General features: G+C 53.7%; 21 protein-coding genes. 20 read left to right on the top strand and 1 reads right to left on the bottom strand.

Annotation, left to right across the window (positions count from 1 at the left end):
• The 17 genes from Q362_RS0101950 to Q362_RS22660 form a co-directional block, all read left to right on the top strand.
• Positions 1-331: transposase (locus Q362_RS0101950; protein WP_028317299.1), on the top strand; the 331-nt coding region annotated here is incomplete at its 5' end.
• Between the two features lie 412 nt (positions 332-743).
• Positions 744-2,168 (top strand): tyrosine-type recombinase/integrase, encoded by a 1,425-nt coding sequence (locus Q362_RS0101945; RefSeq protein ID WP_028317298.1) that lies wholly within the window; start codon positions 744-746, stop codon positions 2,166-2,168.
• Between the two features lie 40 nt (positions 2,169-2,208).
• Positions 2,209-2,487, top strand: coding sequence for a type II toxin-antitoxin system RelE family toxin (locus tag Q362_RS18695; protein WP_035215255.1), 279 nt, complete (start codon positions 2,209-2,211; stop codon positions 2,485-2,487).
• On the top strand, positions 2,456-2,809 hold the full coding sequence (locus Q362_RS0101935; protein WP_028317296.1) for a helix-turn-helix domain-containing protein: 354 nt from the start codon (positions 2,456-2,458) through the stop codon (positions 2,807-2,809). The genes Q362_RS18695 and Q362_RS0101935 overlap by 32 nt, the downstream gene beginning before the upstream one ends.
• A 159-nt stretch (positions 2,810-2,968) precedes the next feature.
• On the top strand, positions 2,969-4,159 hold the full coding sequence (locus Q362_RS0101930; protein WP_028317295.1) for an AAA family ATPase: 1,191 nt from the start codon (positions 2,969-2,971) through the stop codon (positions 4,157-4,159).
• A 138-nt stretch (positions 4,160-4,297) separates the two neighbouring features.
• Positions 4,298-5,947 carry a hypothetical protein gene (locus Q362_RS0101925; protein ID WP_211248431.1) on the top strand — a complete coding sequence of 550 codons (1,650 nt, stop codon included), beginning with the start codon at positions 4,298-4,300 and terminating at the stop codon, positions 5,945-5,947.
• Positions 5,948-6,175: 228 nt separating this feature from the next.
• A complete protein-coding gene (locus Q362_RS22665; RefSeq protein ID WP_084312179.1) occupies positions 6,176-6,424 on the top strand; it encodes a helix-turn-helix transcriptional regulator in 249 nt (82 codons plus the stop codon).
• Between the two features lies 1 nt (position 6,425).
• Positions 6,426-6,764 (top strand): helix-turn-helix domain-containing protein, encoded by a 339-nt coding sequence (locus tag Q362_RS24810; RefSeq protein WP_084312177.1) that lies wholly within the window; start codon positions 6,426-6,428, stop codon positions 6,762-6,764.
• On the top strand, positions 6,761-6,919 hold the full coding sequence (locus tag Q362_RS23380) for a hypothetical protein (RefSeq protein ID WP_157469813.1): 159 nt from the start codon (positions 6,761-6,763) through the stop codon (positions 6,917-6,919). The genes Q362_RS24810 and Q362_RS23380 overlap by 4 nt, the downstream gene beginning before the upstream one ends.
• A complete protein-coding gene (locus Q362_RS0101910; protein WP_028317292.1) occupies positions 6,916-7,476 on the top strand; it encodes a bifunctional DNA primase/polymerase in 561 nt (186 codons plus the stop codon). Before Q362_RS23380 ends, Q362_RS0101910 begins: the two co-directional genes overlap by 4 nt.
• Positions 7,477-8,434: 958 nt before the next feature.
• Positions 8,435-8,962, top strand: coding sequence for a hypothetical protein (locus Q362_RS0101905; protein WP_028317291.1), 528 nt, complete (start codon positions 8,435-8,437; stop codon positions 8,960-8,962).
• Positions 8,959-9,516, top strand: a complete 558-nt coding sequence (locus tag Q362_RS21870) for a TubC N-terminal docking domain-related protein (RefSeq protein WP_028317290.1) — start codon at positions 8,959-8,961, stop codon at positions 9,514-9,516. Before Q362_RS0101905 ends, Q362_RS21870 begins: the two co-directional genes overlap by 4 nt.
• A complete protein-coding gene (locus tag Q362_RS21865) occupies positions 9,513-9,893 on the top strand; it encodes a single-stranded DNA-binding protein (RefSeq protein ID WP_028317289.1) in 381 nt (126 codons plus the stop codon). Before Q362_RS21870 ends, Q362_RS21865 begins: the two co-directional genes overlap by 4 nt.
• A 23-nt stretch (positions 9,894-9,916) precedes the next feature.
• Positions 9,917-10,201, top strand: coding sequence for a hypothetical protein (locus Q362_RS0101890; RefSeq protein ID WP_028317288.1), 285 nt, complete (start codon positions 9,917-9,919; stop codon positions 10,199-10,201).
• A gap of 83 nt (positions 10,202-10,284) precedes the next feature.
• Positions 10,285-10,626 (top strand): HGGxSTG domain-containing protein, encoded by a 342-nt coding sequence (locus tag Q362_RS18685; protein WP_035215252.1) that lies wholly within the window; start codon positions 10,285-10,287, stop codon positions 10,624-10,626.
• Between the two features lie 822 nt (positions 10,627-11,448).
• On the top strand, positions 11,449-11,649 hold the full coding sequence (locus Q362_RS23375; RefSeq protein ID WP_157469811.1) for a hypothetical protein: 201 nt from the start codon (positions 11,449-11,451) through the stop codon (positions 11,647-11,649).
• Between the two features lie 210 nt (positions 11,650-11,859).
• On the top strand, positions 11,860-12,735 hold the full coding sequence (locus Q362_RS22660; RefSeq protein ID WP_084312175.1) for a tyrosine-type recombinase/integrase: 876 nt from the start codon (positions 11,860-11,862) through the stop codon (positions 12,733-12,735).
• An 11-nt stretch (positions 12,736-12,746) separates the two neighbouring features.
• Here the strand turns inward: Q362_RS22660 and Q362_RS0101880 are convergent, their stop codons facing one another.
• Complete coding sequence (locus Q362_RS0101880) at positions 12,747-13,064, bottom strand: TraK family protein (RefSeq protein ID WP_028317287.1); 318 nt, start codon at positions 13,062-13,064, stop codon at positions 12,747-12,749.
• Between the two features lie 299 nt (positions 13,065-13,363).
• On the opposite strand from Q362_RS0101880, the gene Q362_RS18680 reads away from it, so the two are divergent.
• The 3 genes from Q362_RS18680 to traI are packed head-to-tail and all read left to right on the top strand — an operon-like array spanning position 13,364 to position 15,863.
• Positions 13,364-13,723 (top strand): plasmid mobilization protein, encoded by a 360-nt coding sequence (locus Q362_RS18680; protein WP_051553486.1) that lies wholly within the window; start codon positions 13,364-13,366, stop codon positions 13,721-13,723.
• On the top strand, positions 13,720-14,082 hold the full coding sequence (locus Q362_RS0101870) for a hypothetical protein (protein WP_028317286.1): 363 nt from the start codon (positions 13,720-13,722) through the stop codon (positions 14,080-14,082). Before Q362_RS18680 ends, Q362_RS0101870 begins: the two co-directional genes overlap by 4 nt.
• On the top strand, positions 14,079-15,863 hold the full coding sequence (gene traI, locus Q362_RS18675; protein WP_051553483.1) for a TraI/MobA(P) family conjugative relaxase: 1,785 nt from the start codon (positions 14,079-14,081) through the stop codon (positions 15,861-15,863). Before Q362_RS0101870 ends, traI begins: the two co-directional genes overlap by 4 nt.
• Positions 15,864-15,896 lie beyond the last annotated feature (33 nt).

The following is a 15,896-nucleotide window of genomic DNA, read 5'->3' as shown; positions in this document are numbered from 1 at the left end:
CGTTTTGCTGAAAAACAGAGTGGTGGCGCCAAAAGAAAAGGATACTCCGCAAAATCTCTGCCTTGATGCAGCATATGTGGGCAAGGAGGATACTGTACTCTCCAATGGCTTCATCCCCCACATCCGCCCACGAGGCGAAGAGAAAAAATTGATCGAAAGAGATCCTTCGTTCAAGGCACGGCGCTGGGTCGTTGAGTTAGCACATTCATGGTTCAACCGGTTTCGCAAATTGATACCACGATACGAGAAGACAGATCTCTCGTACATTGCACTCAACACATTGGCAGCCGCCATGATTGTCCTGAACAAGGTCATGATTATTTATAGATAATCACTTATTCCATCCAGGAGTTACGATATCTCCTGTATAGATATACTTGAGCGTATGCTCGCGTAAAATTTTGGAATCATTCCACACAGTTCTTTTCTTGTTCATTGCCAATTAAAAGCTCGAATCATCCGAGGCACAACAGGAACACAAAACGAAAAAAGCCACTTAGCTGGTTTCAGCTAAGTGGCTTTCATTTTTTTTGGCGCGCCAGTAGGGATTCGAACCCCAGACCCACGGCTTAGAAGTTCTTAATTTAACCCTATCTCTTGTTTTCTCTCGTTTTATCAAATTTCACAATCCATTGACTTGCAACAAGTTATACACTACTCTTGTTCTACAGAGTTTCGCCTGATACTCTCAAAACTGTTACCCATGTGTTACCCAGATTCAAACCGTAGGCTTAGGGGGCAACATGCCGGTCCTTCACATCACCAAAACCGAGGTGGACAAACTGGAGTATGTAGCCCAAGGGCGCATCGATTATTTCGATGACCGCTTGAAAGGTTTCGGGGTCCGGGTTTCCGCCAAACAGAAGACCTATTTCGCCATGCGCCGCGTCGATGGTCAGCTTGTGCGGACCAGGATCGACACAGCGGACAAAATCACGGCAACCGAAGCCAGGCGGAAGGCCGAAAGGCTTCTTGCCGATATGGGGCAAGGGCAGAACCCAAACGAGGCGAAACGAGAGGCGCGCAAACGGGCTGCGGAAGAGCGCAAAAAAGGCCTCACCTTGCAGGAAGCTCTCGACCAATACCTGAACAAGGGGAAGCTGAAACCCCGCACGCTGACGACCTGCCGAGGCCTTTTTCAACTGTACCTCTCCGATTGGCTGGAGCGACCTGCGCAGGAGATCACCCGCGACATGGTGCGAAGTCGGCACCGAGAAATTGCAGCAGGCCAGCGTCAAAGACAGCGATTTTCCAGAAAGGGCAGCGATCCACCCGAGGCGATCGAACAGCGCAGGGAAGCAGCCGCTGACAACTGTATGCGGGCGCTGCGCACTGTCTTGAACTACTGCTTCGAAGACGAAGAGTCAGGCACGCCCTACCTAAACCCCGTCAACGTTCTTTCCAGCAAGCGACAAAAGGCATGGTTCAAGGTGGATCGTCGCCGAACCCTGATCAAGAACAGCGATTTGCCGGCTTGGTATCGAGGGGTTATGGGCCTTGAACACACCGTTGCCCGCGACTACTTCATCTTTCTGTTGTTCACCGGATTACGGCGCCGGGAAGCTGCTACCCTCCAATGGCGGCAAGTGGATTTCAACGAACGCTGTTTCACTGTCGTGGACACCAAGAACGGCGATCCGCATACGCTACCCCTGAGTGACCACCTATGGAAACTCCTGTATGACCGCAAAGAAGGTCTGGCGGCTGAACTTGCTGCGGCAAAATCGGCCCTTCTCTCTACCAAAAAGAGAACCCAGAAGCAGCGGCAGGCTGCGGCCAACAGGCTGGCCCTGGCGGAATCCCGGCTTGAATCGCCCTATGTTTTTCCAGGTGAAACGAAGGCTGGCTGCATTGAGAACGTTAAGCGACCAATTGAACAAATCAGGGTAACGACCGGGGTGACGTTCTCGCCTCACGACCTGCGGCGCACCTTTGCCACCGTTGCCGAAAGTCTCGACCTCTCCGGCTACACGATCAAAGCCCTGCTGAATCACCGGCAGCAACTGAGCGACGTGACCGGCGGCTATATCATTCTTGGCGTGGACCGGCTACGGGCACCCATGCAACGGATAACAGACACGCTCCTGGAACGGACGAAGCTGACGACCAAGCCACAACCGGCAAAGGTTGTGCCACTGAGGTCGGCAGGCGGAGCAGGGAAGAAATGACGCTGCCCCTTGCCTCTGATACCTTTAATTGGTATAATTCATGAACTGGGAAGTCACGATCCACCCGAGGGCGCGGAAGAGCATTCCAAGGTTACCGGACAGGGTGCGCCAAAGCCTTGCGCTCCTTCTCCGGGAGATCGAATTGAACGGCCCGGCGCGTGGCAATTGGCCGAATTACAGCAAGCTCGGCAAGGACATGCACCATTGCCACCTGAAGAAAGGGAAGCCCACCTATGTTGCCGTTTGGCAGGTGGTTGATAAAGAGATCCGACTTGTTGAGGTTGTCTATGCTGGAACCCACGAAAAAGCGCCCTACTGAAATCGAGTTGAGATTCAAGGGGCCCGAGAACAAACGGAACGATGCGGTTGAAGCCTTGCGGCAAATGGGCTTTGTCGCCGTTGGGGATGCGGGCGGTGCATCCTGGAGGGAGGACTTTCCCGGCCTGGTCGAGAACGAGGCCGGCACCTACTTGGCCGGCGCCCGGCACCGGGAGGGCTTGACGCAGCGCCAGCTTGCGGAAAAGTCCGGCATTCCCCAGCGGCATATCAGCGAGATGGAGAATGGCAAGCGGACCATCGGCAAGGAAACCGCCAAGAAGCTGGCGGCGATGCTCCGGGTCGATTACCGAGTGTTTCTATAACCAAGTCGGCATCGAGGAAAACAGACACAAAAACAGCAAAATGTGAATGCAGGCAGCAAAGGAAACAAATTATAGCAAATTATATCGAAGTATACGGTAGTATACGGTAGTATACGTCGAACACCGTATACTTTAGTATATTTCGATACAGGTTGCATGATGGATAGAATAACGAACCCTTTTTCCCCTGGGGCCGGAGCGCCGCCCCCAGAATTGGCAGGCCGCGATGCAATTCTTGAACAGGCACAAGTGCTGTTTGGACGAATCAAAGCACGACGACCAGAAAAAAGCCTGTTGATGACAGGCTTGCGCGGGGTAGGCAAGACCGTGCTCCTGAACGAGATGGAACGTATGGCAACAAAGGAGGGGTATCGGACCATCTCCATTGAAGCTCATGAAAACAAGTCCTTGGCGCTGCTCCTGATTCCCCAACTGCGGCGCCTTCTCTTCGAACTCGACAGGATGGCGGGGGCAGGCAATAAAGTGCGGCGAGGGCTTGCCGTGCTCAAAAGTTTCATCAGAGGAATTCGAATCTCTGTTGAAGGGTACGAAATCGGACTGGATATAGATCCCGAGCAGGGCGCTGCCGACAGCGGCGACCTGGAAATCGATATGCCCAATCTTTTTCTCGCCGTGGCAGAGGCGGCCGACGAACGGCAAACACCTGTTGCCATATTGATTGACGAAATCCAATATCTCCGCCCGCCCGAACTCAGCGCGCTCATTATGGCGATGCATAAGATGCAGCAGCAACAACTCCCCTTGGTGCTTGTTGGGGCAGGTTTGCCCATACTGCCGGGCCTCGCCGGCGAATCGAAATCCTATGCCGAGCGGCTATTCAGTTTCCCGGATATCGGACCGCTGTCAGAAACCGAATCCATCTTGGCTGTCAAGGAACCCATCGAGACTGCCGGCGAAATCATTGATGACTCCGCGCTCCAGGAAATTTTCCGCCTTACCAAAGGATATCCTTACTTTCTCCAGGAGTGGGGCTATCAGGCATGGAACCAGGCGGAACAATCCCCAATTACCGCTGCAATTGTCCGAGAAACCACCAACCTTGTTGAACGTCGCCTTGACGAAAACTTTTTCCGGGTGCGTTTCAACCGCTTAACTCCTCGCGAAAAAACTTATTTGCGCGCCATGGCTGAACTCGGAGCAGGACCATGCAGAACGGCTGACATTGCCGATACTCTGGGGATGAAAATGAACAGTGTGGGCCCTGTCCGCTCGTCTCTCATCAAGAAAGGAATGATCTACAGCCCTTCGCATGGCGACATGGCTTTTACCGTGCCGCTATTCAACGAATTTATGAAGCGAGCCATTCCTGAATTTCCCCCCATCCATTGATTGATAAGTTTTTTTCTGTAGACCACGGCTTCAGGCACGGATAGGGCGTTGCTGATCACTCCGCCCGACAAGGCCGCTTCCCTTGGCGGCTTTCCGTGCTTGGTTTACCAGGCAAGGGATTCTTTGAAAGGGGAAAGAATGAATCGAATAACCCCAGAATCGAAAAAATTGTACCTGAATGGCAAGGGGAGCAACTGGAAGTGCGTCGACCTGGACCACCACGATATTATCCGGCGAGTAATCAACAGAGACCTCGAGGCCAGGCTTCGAGTCAACAATACTCGCGACATCTTCGCCAAAACGTACTACCGCAACGACAAGGGGGAACTTTTGCATGAATATGTCGAATGGAGGGAAGACGGTCACGAACTGCGCAATGATCAGATCCCAAGTTGGGAGGCTGTAGAGGTGCTCGTTGTCCCAGAGGACATTCAAGCCCTTTATCAGCAGGAAGGACCGATCGGGGTTAAAGCCATCTTCGGAAAAATTGAGCGGTCGGAGAACGATCCAGGACAGCCTGAAATCAGCATCCGGAAGATTATCGAGGCGGAAACGTTCCCCTTGCGCCTCGATGATATTTTCGTTCTCCTTGATGATGTCCTTGAAATTCAGGAGAAGCAGGGCAGCGGGTTTATCCCCTACCCCAAGGCATTGAAGGCCCTGGCGGAACGATTACAGGCAACCCCGGTAGAACTGGCCGCGTGGGTATCTCTGGAGCCGGAGAATGGCGGGCTCGCTGCTTATACAAACGCCAACGAGTTGAATCCACCCCCACCATTTTCCTTTTTCTCTCACCTCGGTGAGCCTGATTATATGTCACTGCTCAATGCCTGTTGGTTCCGGAAGGACGATATAGACCGATTCAAGCCGACGGAACGGTTCATCACGGGCAAAGCGTTGATCGAACGTTGGGGGAATGTGCCCGGCATTACGCCGAAAGCCTTTATTGGCGCAAAGATTGCTGAATCACGCCTATTGGATATGCACCCCACCGACAGTCACAACTGCGAAATAGGTTCAGGCAATTTATCCAGATTGCTGGACGCCCTGTTCGAAATGCGAGAAGTGGAGCAGATCGAAGCGGAAGACGGTATCTTTCCCAGCCTGACCCTGGCCCTTGAAGGCTGGTTTGGTAAACCTTTGGAGGAACTTCCGGAAGCCAAGCGCCAGCGTATAAAGGAGAGCCCGGTGCTGTTGGCACTGTGGGACCAACTCTCCCCCGAACAGCGGCATGACGCGGCGCGTCAGTGGGACTATCAGCACGATTCGGCCATAGAGCAGGATCGGCAATACTATTTGAACTTGGCGGCAAGGGAATACGAGCTTGAGGAAGAAATACGGGAACTTGAGCTTGCAGGGGCTCCAACTGCCGACGTGGTTATACAGAAGAAGGCACGCCTTGAGGAGTTGAGGCGAGAGCTGGTGCAGGTAAGGGCGTTGCTACAGCAGGAGATGCCCGAAGGAGGTGTCGAGCCTGCCGCCGCAGACGCACCCAGCTTGGTATCAAAGCCGCAACCGACTCCGACAGAGGTCAGCTTGACCGACAAAGACTTGGCGGTGTCGTTGAGCCCACCCACACAAGCAGAGCCTCCCGTCGAGGGGGCACGAGAACTTGCAAAACTATTCAACAACAATGTGAATCGAAAAAAAACGTACACGGAAAAGCAGGTTGTTCAAATCCTTCGGGACAACGACATACTTCCCCCGTCGCGAGGACGCAACGTCCGCCAGGCCCTCACAGCTGACAGGGCCGCCGTCATCCAATGTGCCAGGGGACACAAAAAATAACTTCCACTCAAACTTCCATTCGGTTTACCCTGCACAAAATCAAACCAACATCTGGATATCACTTGCTTTTTCAATTTTTGTAACGGTCAAAAGCTCCATTCTTTTTTCCACTCAATCTTCAATTCAAGATACTGTAATTCCGTTATTTTTTCTTGATTCACCCTGGCAAAAGGTTACCATCCGCTCAGAGAACAACACCATTCTTCACGAAACTTCTGAGAGGATAACATGGAATCAGTACACGAGACCGTAACCACCCATCCGGACCATTCATTCAATCAACTTCTCACAACCCCTGCCGCCGCGTCCTACCTGGGCGTCAAGCCGGCAACGCTCGAACAATGGCGTTGGTCGGGGAGAGGGCCGCTTTTTGTAAAACTGAACCGCGTATGCAGGTACAGAAAAGCGGACCTGGAAGCCTTTCTTGCCGCAAGGACATTTGGCTCGACCACTGAAGCGCAAACGGCGGTAGCCTGATATGGATAAAACAAAAAAGCCCCTCTGCCGGTTGCGAGCTGGCAGAGGGGCGCAAAATCCGAAGGCCGGGAAAAACCTTCTTCGTCAAAATACCCACATTTCGGCGCCGTGTCAATCGGCGGAAGCCCAACGGGGCAGGATTCTTTCATGGCTGCGGAGGGACAGTCTCACCACCCTAGAGGCCAGGCGGGCGCTCGATGTCATGCATCCGGCCGCCCGGGTCATGGAGCTGCGGCGGCAAGGTCATCCGATTGAAACCGTCTGGACGGACGAATTGTCAGACGCCGGCGGGTGGCACAGGGTAGCTCGGTATATCCTGCGCGGGGAGGTGGCGGCATGACAAAAGTCCTCCTGATGTTTTTCAGCCGCGTTGAAAGCCGCCTCCTGCGGCGCCTCCTCGCCCGCTTTATCGACCGGCAACTCGCTTCGCCCTATTATGGCTCAAGCGAGTTGGTTGATTGCGCCACGGTCCTCCTGGATGAGGTGGCGCCATGATTGAGACTTTCGGGGAATTCCTGGCGTCCACCTTGACCACCGGGATCTCGATTATCCCGATCCAGCCCGACAGCAAGAAGGCCGCCATTAAATGGGAGCCCTTCCAGAAGCGGCGCATGTCCACCGGAGAGGCCCGGCAGCATTTCACCAACGGGCGCCAGGTCGCCCTGATGGGCGGCGCCGTTTCCGGGAATCTTGAATGCCTGGACTTCGACCAGCCCGACCTCTTCCAGCCTTTCCTTGATACCGTGGAATCGGTCAACCCGGCCCTGCGCGGTAAACTGACCGTGTGGCAGCACACGCCGAGCGGTGGCTATCACATCCTGCTCCGGTGCTCCGGGCAGGTCGGCGGGAACCAGAAGCTGGCAATGTCCGCCCGCTACAAGGACGACCAGGGCAAGCCCCGGCAGGACGTGCTCATCGAGACCCGAGGCGAAGGAGGGTATTTCCTGGTGGCGCCCTCCAAAGGGTACAGCCTCCATGGAAGCGTCAAAAGCCTTCCTGTGCTCGCACCAGAGGAACGCGACCTTCTTCCATGGAATCGCCCGCTCTTTTGACGAGGCGGGGTCACAAGCCCCTCCGCAGCCCCTTAGAACCGAGCACGGCACCGGGAACAGGCCAGGGGATAGATTCAATCGAGAAACCGACTGGCGGGCTCTCCTGGAGGCTGAAGGCTGGACCTACGTCAGGACTATGGGCGACCGGCAGCACTGGACCCGGCCAGGGAAGAACGACGGCAGCACCTCGGCCACCCTGAACGACCAGGGACTTTTCGTTTTCAGTTCAAGCAGTTGTCTTCCTACACAGAAGCCTTTGGACAAGTTCGCCTTCTACGCATATTGCAAGTTCAACGGCGATTTCAAGGCAGCAGCTCAGTCCTTGCGAGTTCCGGACAATTCCGGACATTCCGGACAAAACCGGACACTTCCGGACGCTTCCGGACACTCTCCGGACGGTTTTCGGACAGTTTCCGGATATTCTCCGGGCAAAAGCCGGACGCTTGCCGGTGAAGTTCTTGCGTTCATCGAATCCGACCCCGCGCCATTTGAAACAAAGAACGTATATTCAGATCTTTGCGCAAATGACCGGCGCGAGAAGAAGACCATCAGCGATGCGCTTTCTTACTACGAAAAACAAGGAAAAATCAGAAAGATAGATGGAAAACGCGGGTGGTGGGAGGTGGTGGAGGGCGAGCCGGAAGCCATGGACCTGCTTGCCGCAAGCACCTGCCCGTTTAACATCACGTTACCATTAGAGATTTCAGACAACGCAGTTGTCAGACCGGGCGGAATAATCCTCGTTTCGGGTGCTTCGAACGCCGGCAAAACGGTCTTTTTGCTCTCAGTTGTCCGGAATTTTTTTGCGTCACACATATACCCCAACAGACCCCTACATCTTTCTAACGAAAGATTAGATGTAGCCCCCATGGTGTACCTGAACAGCGAAATGAGCGCCGGAGAGCTTGTAACCAGGATAAGGGGATTCGGAGACGACCCCTCCACTTGGGGGCCTCACGTGAAGTTCATCGAACGTGCCCACAGCTTCGATAAGCTGGTTGCCCCGGACGGCGTGACCTTCATCGATTTTTTGGAGGTCAACGAGGACTTCTTCCAGGCCGGCAAGTTCATCGCCGACATTCACCGGCGCCTGAAAGGAGGCGTCGCCGTGGTGGCGATGCAGAAGAAGCAGGGGCACGCCTTTGCCAAGGGCGGCGAGATGACCCTGGAGAAACCCCGCCTGGCAATCAACCTCGACCGGAACGAGCCTCACGGCTTCACATGTAAGATCACCAAGTGCAAGGAGCCGGTGGACTTCATGCGCTCCATCCAGGGCATGGAGCGGGATTTCGTCATCACGGGGCGGTCAGAGATCCTGCCGGTCAGCGATTGGCGGTTCGTCAACGACCAGCAGCGCAAGGCGGTCAACGCCGAGTATGGCCGGACCGGGCTGCCCGACCGGGTGAAGCGGGACCGGATCGATTACCGCACCGGCGAGCCGATCTATACCCCGTCCAACGAGTTCGCCGAGGAGGGGGCCCTATGAAGACCGCAACCGCTCTGCTCCGTTCCGCCGAATCCCTTGGGATCATCCTTTGGGTCGAGGGCGGGCAGCTCCGTTACAAGGCCCGTCAGCCGGTCAGCGATGGCATCAAGAGCCGGATCAGGCAGCACAAGGCCGAGATCATCGACCTATTGAGCCCCGCTCGCCGGAACGGGCGAGCCTGTAATCACCGGGGGAACGAAGCCACCCGAACCGTTCCCTCCTGGTGCCGGGCGAACTGCCCCGGCCTGGAGGTAATCCCCCTGGCGAACGAAGGGGAGGTTGCCGGGTGCGTGCATCCTGTCACCGGTGCATGGCGGCGGCTGGATATGATGACCGAATGCCCGGCTGTGTCCGCTCATAAAGTTATGAACGGTGCCGGGCCCACCCTGCCGGAGTGGTGCAACGCCCGGTGCGAGCATTACCACCGGCTTGACGTGCCCGACCTGGGCACCATGCAATGGTGCTGCCATGAGACCGATGCAACCCACTGGCGCCGGAATCGGATCGATTCAATGACCGGCTGCCCACATGCGGCCAAGGAGGCAAGACGATGAAGGATCAAAACGAAGTGCGGCTGACCGGCACCACCGACAAAACCCGGCGGATCGCCACCAAGACCGGCGCACCCATGGCGGAAGTCATCCTGACGGTTCGGCAGGACAGATTCAGGATTACGGCGTTCGGCAACGTGGCCGAGCACCTGCTTGCCAGGGCAAACGCAGGGGACCGCTTGAGCGTGACCGGGAGCCTTTCGGTTTCTTCCTGGAAGGATGAGTCCACCGGCGAGTGGCGCAACAGCTTTGCCGTCCAGGCCTGGGGCGTGGAACTGCATGGCGAGAAGGTCAGCTACGAACGCAAGCAGCAGGCGCCACCGGTCAAATCCGGGCGGCGCAACGAAGGGTACACGGCGGGACCGAACGACCCGTTTTGAACACAACAACAGAGGGGTAGAAAGTGACTAAGACGAAACGAAGAATCCAAAATGCAATTTATCGCGAGCAGTGGAAAACCCTGGAGCTTGTTGAGGAGTTCGTTGCCGGTCTTGAGGGTAACGAGGGTGGGGCGATGGATGCGTTGCACGACCTGCGAAACATCCTCGAGGGGGAGTTGGTCGAAACCGCCGAAGCCCTGGGCTTGGTCACCGCGAGCCGGCTGATCACCAAGGACGGCGTGATTGACCTGCCGGTCAGTTCGACACAAGGGAAGCCTGGCGGCTCGCACAGATCGGCAATCAACTGACGTTGCACATTTGGCAACGAATATCCAGGAAATGTTGCGACGACCGCAACACCCTGGTCCGCACCCTTGGAGGGGGGAAAGAAATGATAGTCACGTGCATCAAGTTTCCGTCGCCCAAACAACGACTGGCGGCGACACGCGAACAGGTCGAGAGGGAAGAAGAAGCGTTCCGGGCGCAGCGGCAAGCGGAGCTTGATGCCCTGGTACCCGCCAAGGAGTTTTGCCTTGCCAAGACCCGGAAGGGCACGCCCTGCAAGCAGCGGGCAATCTACTCGAATGGACGCTGCAAGTTCCATTGGATCAAGAAGCAGGTGGAGAGGGCTCGGCTTGTTGATGGTCGAGATTTCATCGCAATTACGGGTTCCCCCGAAAAGGGGAACGGCGGATTCAACCCCAAGGTTACCGCAAGGTTCGCAACCTTTTAAGGCTGCGAGGCAACCGCAGCAAAGCCCATGACTGCCGGAGAAAACCACAAGTTCGCAGCGAGGTGCGCACCTCTACCCCCCCCGACAGATATTGAGGCGACCGGGACGGAGAACCTGCAAAAAACTGCAATCATGGTAAGGGGACGGTAAGGTTCGAACAAGGTTCGGGGTTCGAACGCTCCCCAAAACGGGCGAGCCTGTAATCACGACAAAGGACGGCAAGGTTCGGGGTTCGAACCCTTTAAGGGGAAATGCCTCGAGGTTAACACGGCATAATGTCTGGCGTATAAATGAAGAAACCTCGGTATAGGCCGGAACAGGAGTCCCCCTCCTGGTTTTCACCCCAAAGGGCGACAACCTCCTCAACCCTGTCTCTTTAATTTTAAGGAGACGTCAACCAGCCCCTGGAAACCCAGCGCAGTTTTGCGCCTGGTAAATCCCTCCAAAAGGAGGGCTTTCACAAAGTGGGATTTTCCCACTTTTAATTCCGGGAAAATCCCACTTTATGGTGGGGATTCCTCTCTGGAAATCACAGAATTACCGGCCAGGATGGTAATTGCCCATAGTTTCGCCCCTGAACCCGTTCATAATTTTATGAAGGGGGGCGCAAAACGCGACACCCTTCATGTCGGCTGACTTCTCAGCCCAGCCACCGAACACCGTGATTTTGTCTCGTTCACCCAAAAGGGGGAGGAGTTTTCAGGGTCCATAAAAAAAGGCGCCAACGTTCGCGATCCTTTTTTGGATCGTCGGAATTTTCGGATGCCATAAAAAGAGGGGAAATGGTTTTTCCACCCGCTTAAAGTGACGGAGGATCACTTCATGACCCTGGGAGTGGAAACGGATTCCACTCCTACCTTTGGGATCACAACGGACGTGGCCCCCTTCTTTGAGCGGCCACCGTTACAGCGTAACGATTCCCCGACCGGATTACCGGCGACGTTCTTTCAATTTGTTACCCATGCGTTACCCAGCAGCCTGAAAAAAGAAAAAGCACTTAGCCATCATCCGCTAAGTGCTTGAATTTTTGGCGCGCCAGTAGGGATTCGAACCCCAGACCCACGGCTTAGAAGGCCACGAACAGAACGGGCAACAAAATCCTTTCCGTCGCAAATATTGCAACGTCATATATGTGTCTATTTTTTTTACATCTTTACCAAAACAACCCCTTGATTACATGATGGTACTTAGATAATCTATCTTGTACCGGAAAAACCAGGGGGCGTCAAGGGCATGCTAAACGATAATTCTAATTTTAACGATGCGTGGAATTTGGTGTGGAAATTAAGGTTTCAATTTTTATCAAAAGCCCGCACAGAAAAAAGTCGATATATCAATCATATACTCCCAGCTTTAGGAAATATCCCCTTGCAAGAAATCACACCGATAATGCTTATGATCTGGAAAAGTGATCTCTTAGAAAGAGGATTAGCACCGCAAACAATACATCATATTGTTGGCTTAGTTCGAAGAATTTTTAATTCACTGATCGAATGGAAAATATTTCCAGGAGAAAACCCAGCATCTTGCGTCAAACAGCCTGTGCCAGACAATAAAAGACAAAGATTTCTAACTAGAAATGAGGCTCATTTATTGTTAGAAGAAACAAGAAAATATAGCTTGCAAACATGGCAAATATCATTGTTAAGCATATCAACAGGAATGAGAGCAGGAGAAATCTTCAATATAAAAGGAGAGCATGTTAATTTATGTAACAAATCTATAAGAGTTATAGATACCAAAAATGATAGAAACAGAACTGTTTATTTGCCAAAATCAGCAGAGTTAATGTTAAGTGAAATTAAAATAAAAAATAATTATTATGTTTTTACCGATAGAAATGGATTAAAATTAAAAAGGATTAGTAAAACCTTCCCAAGGATCGTTAACAATCTTGGATTTAATAAAAATATTACAGACAGAAGGGATAAGGTTGTTTTTCACAGCCTCAGGCATACTTTTGCGTCATGGCTAGTTCAAAGTGGTGCTCCCTTGCAGGTTGTTGCAGAGTTATTAGGCCACACGACACTTGAAATGACAAAAAGATATGCTCATCTTGACGACAAGACAAAGTCGGTAACTATCGAAAAATTAAATATGTACATTTAACTTACCGAATTTTACATAAATTCTTTCTTTTGCTTATCAGGGTCTTTTTCAATATATATACTCGACTTTTCCATGGCCGCCGCCGGCTGGTTTTCAATTTTTCTCTCTTGGAGTTGATTTTTCTTTTTTCTTACATCTTTCTTGTTGATCCGCTTTGATATGTATCCATAAAAAGTCACATAGGACATCGTGACTTTTTTTTCCTGCAAGAATTTTTTGTATATCATGGTGTAGCCGTATCCTCTTTCGATCAGATCGACCACTTCGGCTTCGACCGCGTAAAATTCCACTCTCGCCTCGTGTTTTTCAAGTTTTCTACCTTCACCCATAATTCCTCTCCAAAACCGCTTCTGATCACATGAAACCGCATCGGTTTGACACAACTACTGTCAATTTACACGATAGCCACAATAATTCAATGCTGTTTTTGTCGCATAACTACACAAAAAAACATGTAAGTATCATATAATTTCTTGCGTTTCTTGCAGGGACATGGCACTATCATTATACGGTGTTTCTAGGGCAGGACGTGTGAAGTGGGCCTACCGGCCACTTCACGCCTGCCCGCCGGGGGCAGCTTATTCGCCTTCGGCTCAACGCAAACAGCATCCACCGGAACGGTGCCCAAATGCCCAGCAAGTTGAAAGCCGTGAAAACCTACCTGACCCAGGGGGAATACGACCAAGTGGTCGCTTCGGCCGCTCAGGCCGGGGTGTCAGTGTCAACGTTTATCAAACGAGTTTGTCTGGCGCAGGAGGAGTTGCGATCTACGGCGGACCAACAGGCAGTGCTCGCACTCCTCAGGGCGAACGCCGATCTTGGCCGCTTGGGCGGTTTGTTCAAAATGGCATTGTCGGAAGGGACGGGGAAAGCCGAGGAACTACGACCGATCTTGCGCGGGATCGAGCAGAGCCAAAAACAAGTGGTTCGTCAGATCGACAAGGTGGCGGAAAAGTTTTCAAACAGGAACAGGAGGGGTGGAAAATGATGGATTTTTTTTCGAGCCTGCCGGCATTGGAACGGGTAGCCAAGACTCTCTGCGACACCCATAGCTGGCCTTTATGGGGAAAGCTCCTTTGGGCATGTTTCCTTGCCCTGGTTGGCTTGGCCGTCGTCGGCCTGGTAATCAGGTGGATCACCCTAGCTATCAGATGGATCATCTTTGGCTTTTTATTTGTCCTGGTAATGATTCAGGAGGCAATTGAATCGACCATCAAAGGAATTTTCCGATTAATTTGGTGGCCGGTGAAGAAGGCGGGCCAACTGGTAGCCAAGGGCGGGAAGGCGATATTGAGAGGAAGAGCGCCTGATAACGGCATCGGAGATCGGAGGATTGAAACGCCATGATTTCCATGCGCATTCCCGCAGGGAAAGGCAAGGATGGACACCCGAAAAAACATGACTTCCGGCGGCTAGGAAATTATTGCCGGGATGCGAGCCATGAAGGCGAAAAATGCTTGTTGGCTTGGCACGAGGGCTGCCAGGCTCCAAGTTACGATCTTGCGCTGATTGAAATCGAGGCAACCCAGGCGATGAATACCCGCTGCAAGAACGACAAAACCTATCACCTCATCGTCAGCTTCCGGCCAGAGGACGAATCTAAGTTGACGCCGGGAGCATTTCGGGAAATCGAGCGGGCAATGGCCGATGCCCTTGGACTATCCGCCCACCAGCGAGTTTGCGGCGTTCATAAAAATACCAACCATCTGCACTTGCATGTTGCCTACAACCTGATTCGCCCGGATAAGTTCACAATCAACGAGCCGTATTTTGACCAGATGAAGCGGGATGCCGCCTGCCGGGCCATGGAGGAGCAATTCGGTCTGGCGGTTGACAACGGCATTGAGGAACGAGATTGGCAAAAGCCACAGATCGACCAGCGGGCTGCCGCCATGGAGGCTCACGCCGGCGAGCAGTCGTTCCAGTCCTACGCCCTGGAGCGCAAGGCGGAGCTGCTGCAAGCCCTGGAAGGCGCGACGACATGGGCAGACGTTCACGCCGTCTTTGGCCGGTATGGCATGGAAATCAAACCGCAGGGCAACGGCTTGGCCGTGGTCCGGACCGGCGGCAAGGAGGGTATCAAGGCAAGTGCCTTGGATAGGAGTTTGACCAAAACCCGCTTGGTCACCCGGTTGGGCGACTACGAAAAACCCGCGATTTCGCCGGTGGCCAAAGAGCACTACGACCGCCGGCCGCTGCATCCGCGATCAGCGGAACGGGATGCGCTTTATGTCGATTTCAAGGGCATAATCGACCAGCGCGAACAGCAATTGAAAGCCGCCAGGCAGCATACCCTGGAGACAATGCAGGACATCAAACAGCGAGCAGCCGAGCGGCGAAAGGAACAGAATCAGCGCATCATGTCGCGCCAGACCAGGGCTCAAATTTGCCAGGCTTTGCGGCTGCAAGAGCGTGAAGCCTTATTGCTGGCTCAGGCAGCCGGGAGGGATTCCTTGAAGCGGGTGCGTGAACAGTATCCGTTCCACGACTGGCACGGATACCTTAAATGGCAGGCAGACCAGGGCAACGAAACTGCTCTGGCGGTGTTGCGCTCTCGGCCGCAAAAAACCGAACCAGAAAAACCGCAGCCGCAGACTGACGCAGCGGCTCGACGCGCCGAAATCAAACTGGCCGGGGCGGCAAAGGAGCGGCGGATTGCCGCAATGCCCCTCGGCTGGAAGCACAAGGCCGCCTTGACGGCCATCAACAGGATGGAGCAACTGGCGGCGATGGAGCAGGTGGGCGAGAACACCAGCCCCTTGTTCACCGGGGTACGGCACGATATCGACAACCGGGGCGTGGTCATCTTTACCCTGCCCAACGGTGGCACCATCCGGGATGCCGGCAAGAAATTGTATTTTTCGCAGGGGCAGGACCAGGCCGCACGAATTTATGCTAACGCAAAATTCGGCAAGCGAATTTCAGTAACCGGAAACACCATCGAAAGAGGGCCGAATGGACGACCAGCTCGACCAAACAACCCCATCTATAAGCAGTCCTACCTTGCTCACATTAAACAAATCTGTGCCAACGGTCTGCGCAAGGTGTCCGAACTCAATGTGGTTCGGTTCGGAAAAAGCAATAAAGTGCTTCTGCAGGGTGATGCACACCCTGACCTGGAGCGGTGACGGCAAGGACATCATCACCCATTGCGACGGGAT

This window comes from Desulfobulbus elongatus DSM 2908, assembly GCF_000621145.1.
Classification (GTDB): Bacteria; Desulfobacterota; Desulfobulbia; order Desulfobulbales; family Desulfobulbaceae; genus Desulfobulbus; species Desulfobulbus elongatus.
This window is presented reverse-complemented; position numbering and strand designations above follow the sequence as displayed.

Coding starts and splice junctions, on each gene's coding strand:
- Q362_RS24810 (WP_084312177.1), top strand. CDS start 6,426: ATGGATAAAACAAAAAAGCCCCTCTGCCGGTTGCGAGCTGGCAGAGGG.
- Q362_RS0101880 (WP_028317287.1), bottom strand. CDS start 13,064: ATGGGTGAAGGTAGAAAACTTGAAAAACACGAGGCGAGAGTGGAATTT.
- Q362_RS22660 (WP_084312175.1), top strand. CDS start 11,860: ATGCTAAACGATAATTCTAATTTTAACGATGCGTGGAATTTGGTGTGG.
- Q362_RS18695 (WP_035215255.1), top strand. CDS start 2,209: ATGAACTGGGAAGTCACGATCCACCCGAGGGCGCGGAAGAGCATTCCA.
- Q362_RS21870 (WP_028317290.1), top strand. CDS start 8,959: ATGAAGACCGCAACCGCTCTGCTCCGTTCCGCCGAATCCCTTGGGATC.
- Q362_RS23380 (WP_157469813.1), top strand. CDS start 6,761: ATGACAAAAGTCCTCCTGATGTTTTTCAGCCGCGTTGAAAGCCGCCTC.
- Q362_RS0101910 (WP_028317292.1), top strand. CDS start 6,916: ATGATTGAGACTTTCGGGGAATTCCTGGCGTCCACCTTGACCACCGGG.
- Q362_RS0101935 (WP_028317296.1), top strand. CDS start 2,456: ATGCTGGAACCCACGAAAAAGCGCCCTACTGAAATCGAGTTGAGATTC.
- Q362_RS0101925 (WP_211248431.1), top strand. CDS start 4,298: ATGAATCGAATAACCCCAGAATCGAAAAAATTGTACCTGAATGGCAAG.
- Q362_RS21865 (WP_028317289.1), top strand. CDS start 9,513: ATGAAGGATCAAAACGAAGTGCGGCTGACCGGCACCACCGACAAAACC.
- Q362_RS0101870 (WP_028317286.1), top strand. CDS start 13,720: ATGATGGATTTTTTTTCGAGCCTGCCGGCATTGGAACGGGTAGCCAAG.
- Q362_RS22665 (WP_084312179.1), top strand. CDS start 6,176: ATGGAATCAGTACACGAGACCGTAACCACCCATCCGGACCATTCATTC.
- Q362_RS23375 (WP_157469811.1), top strand. CDS start 11,449: ATGACCCTGGGAGTGGAAACGGATTCCACTCCTACCTTTGGGATCACA.
- traI (WP_051553483.1), top strand. CDS start 14,079: ATGATTTCCATGCGCATTCCCGCAGGGAAAGGCAAGGATGGACACCCG.
- Q362_RS18680 (WP_051553486.1), top strand. CDS start 13,364: ATGCCCAGCAAGTTGAAAGCCGTGAAAACCTACCTGACCCAGGGGGAA.
- Q362_RS0101930 (WP_028317295.1), top strand. CDS start 2,969: ATGGATAGAATAACGAACCCTTTTTCCCCTGGGGCCGGAGCGCCGCCC.
- Q362_RS0101945 (WP_028317298.1), top strand. CDS start 744: ATGCCGGTCCTTCACATCACCAAAACCGAGGTGGACAAACTGGAGTAT.
- Q362_RS18685 (WP_035215252.1), top strand. CDS start 10,285: ATGATAGTCACGTGCATCAAGTTTCCGTCGCCCAAACAACGACTGGCG.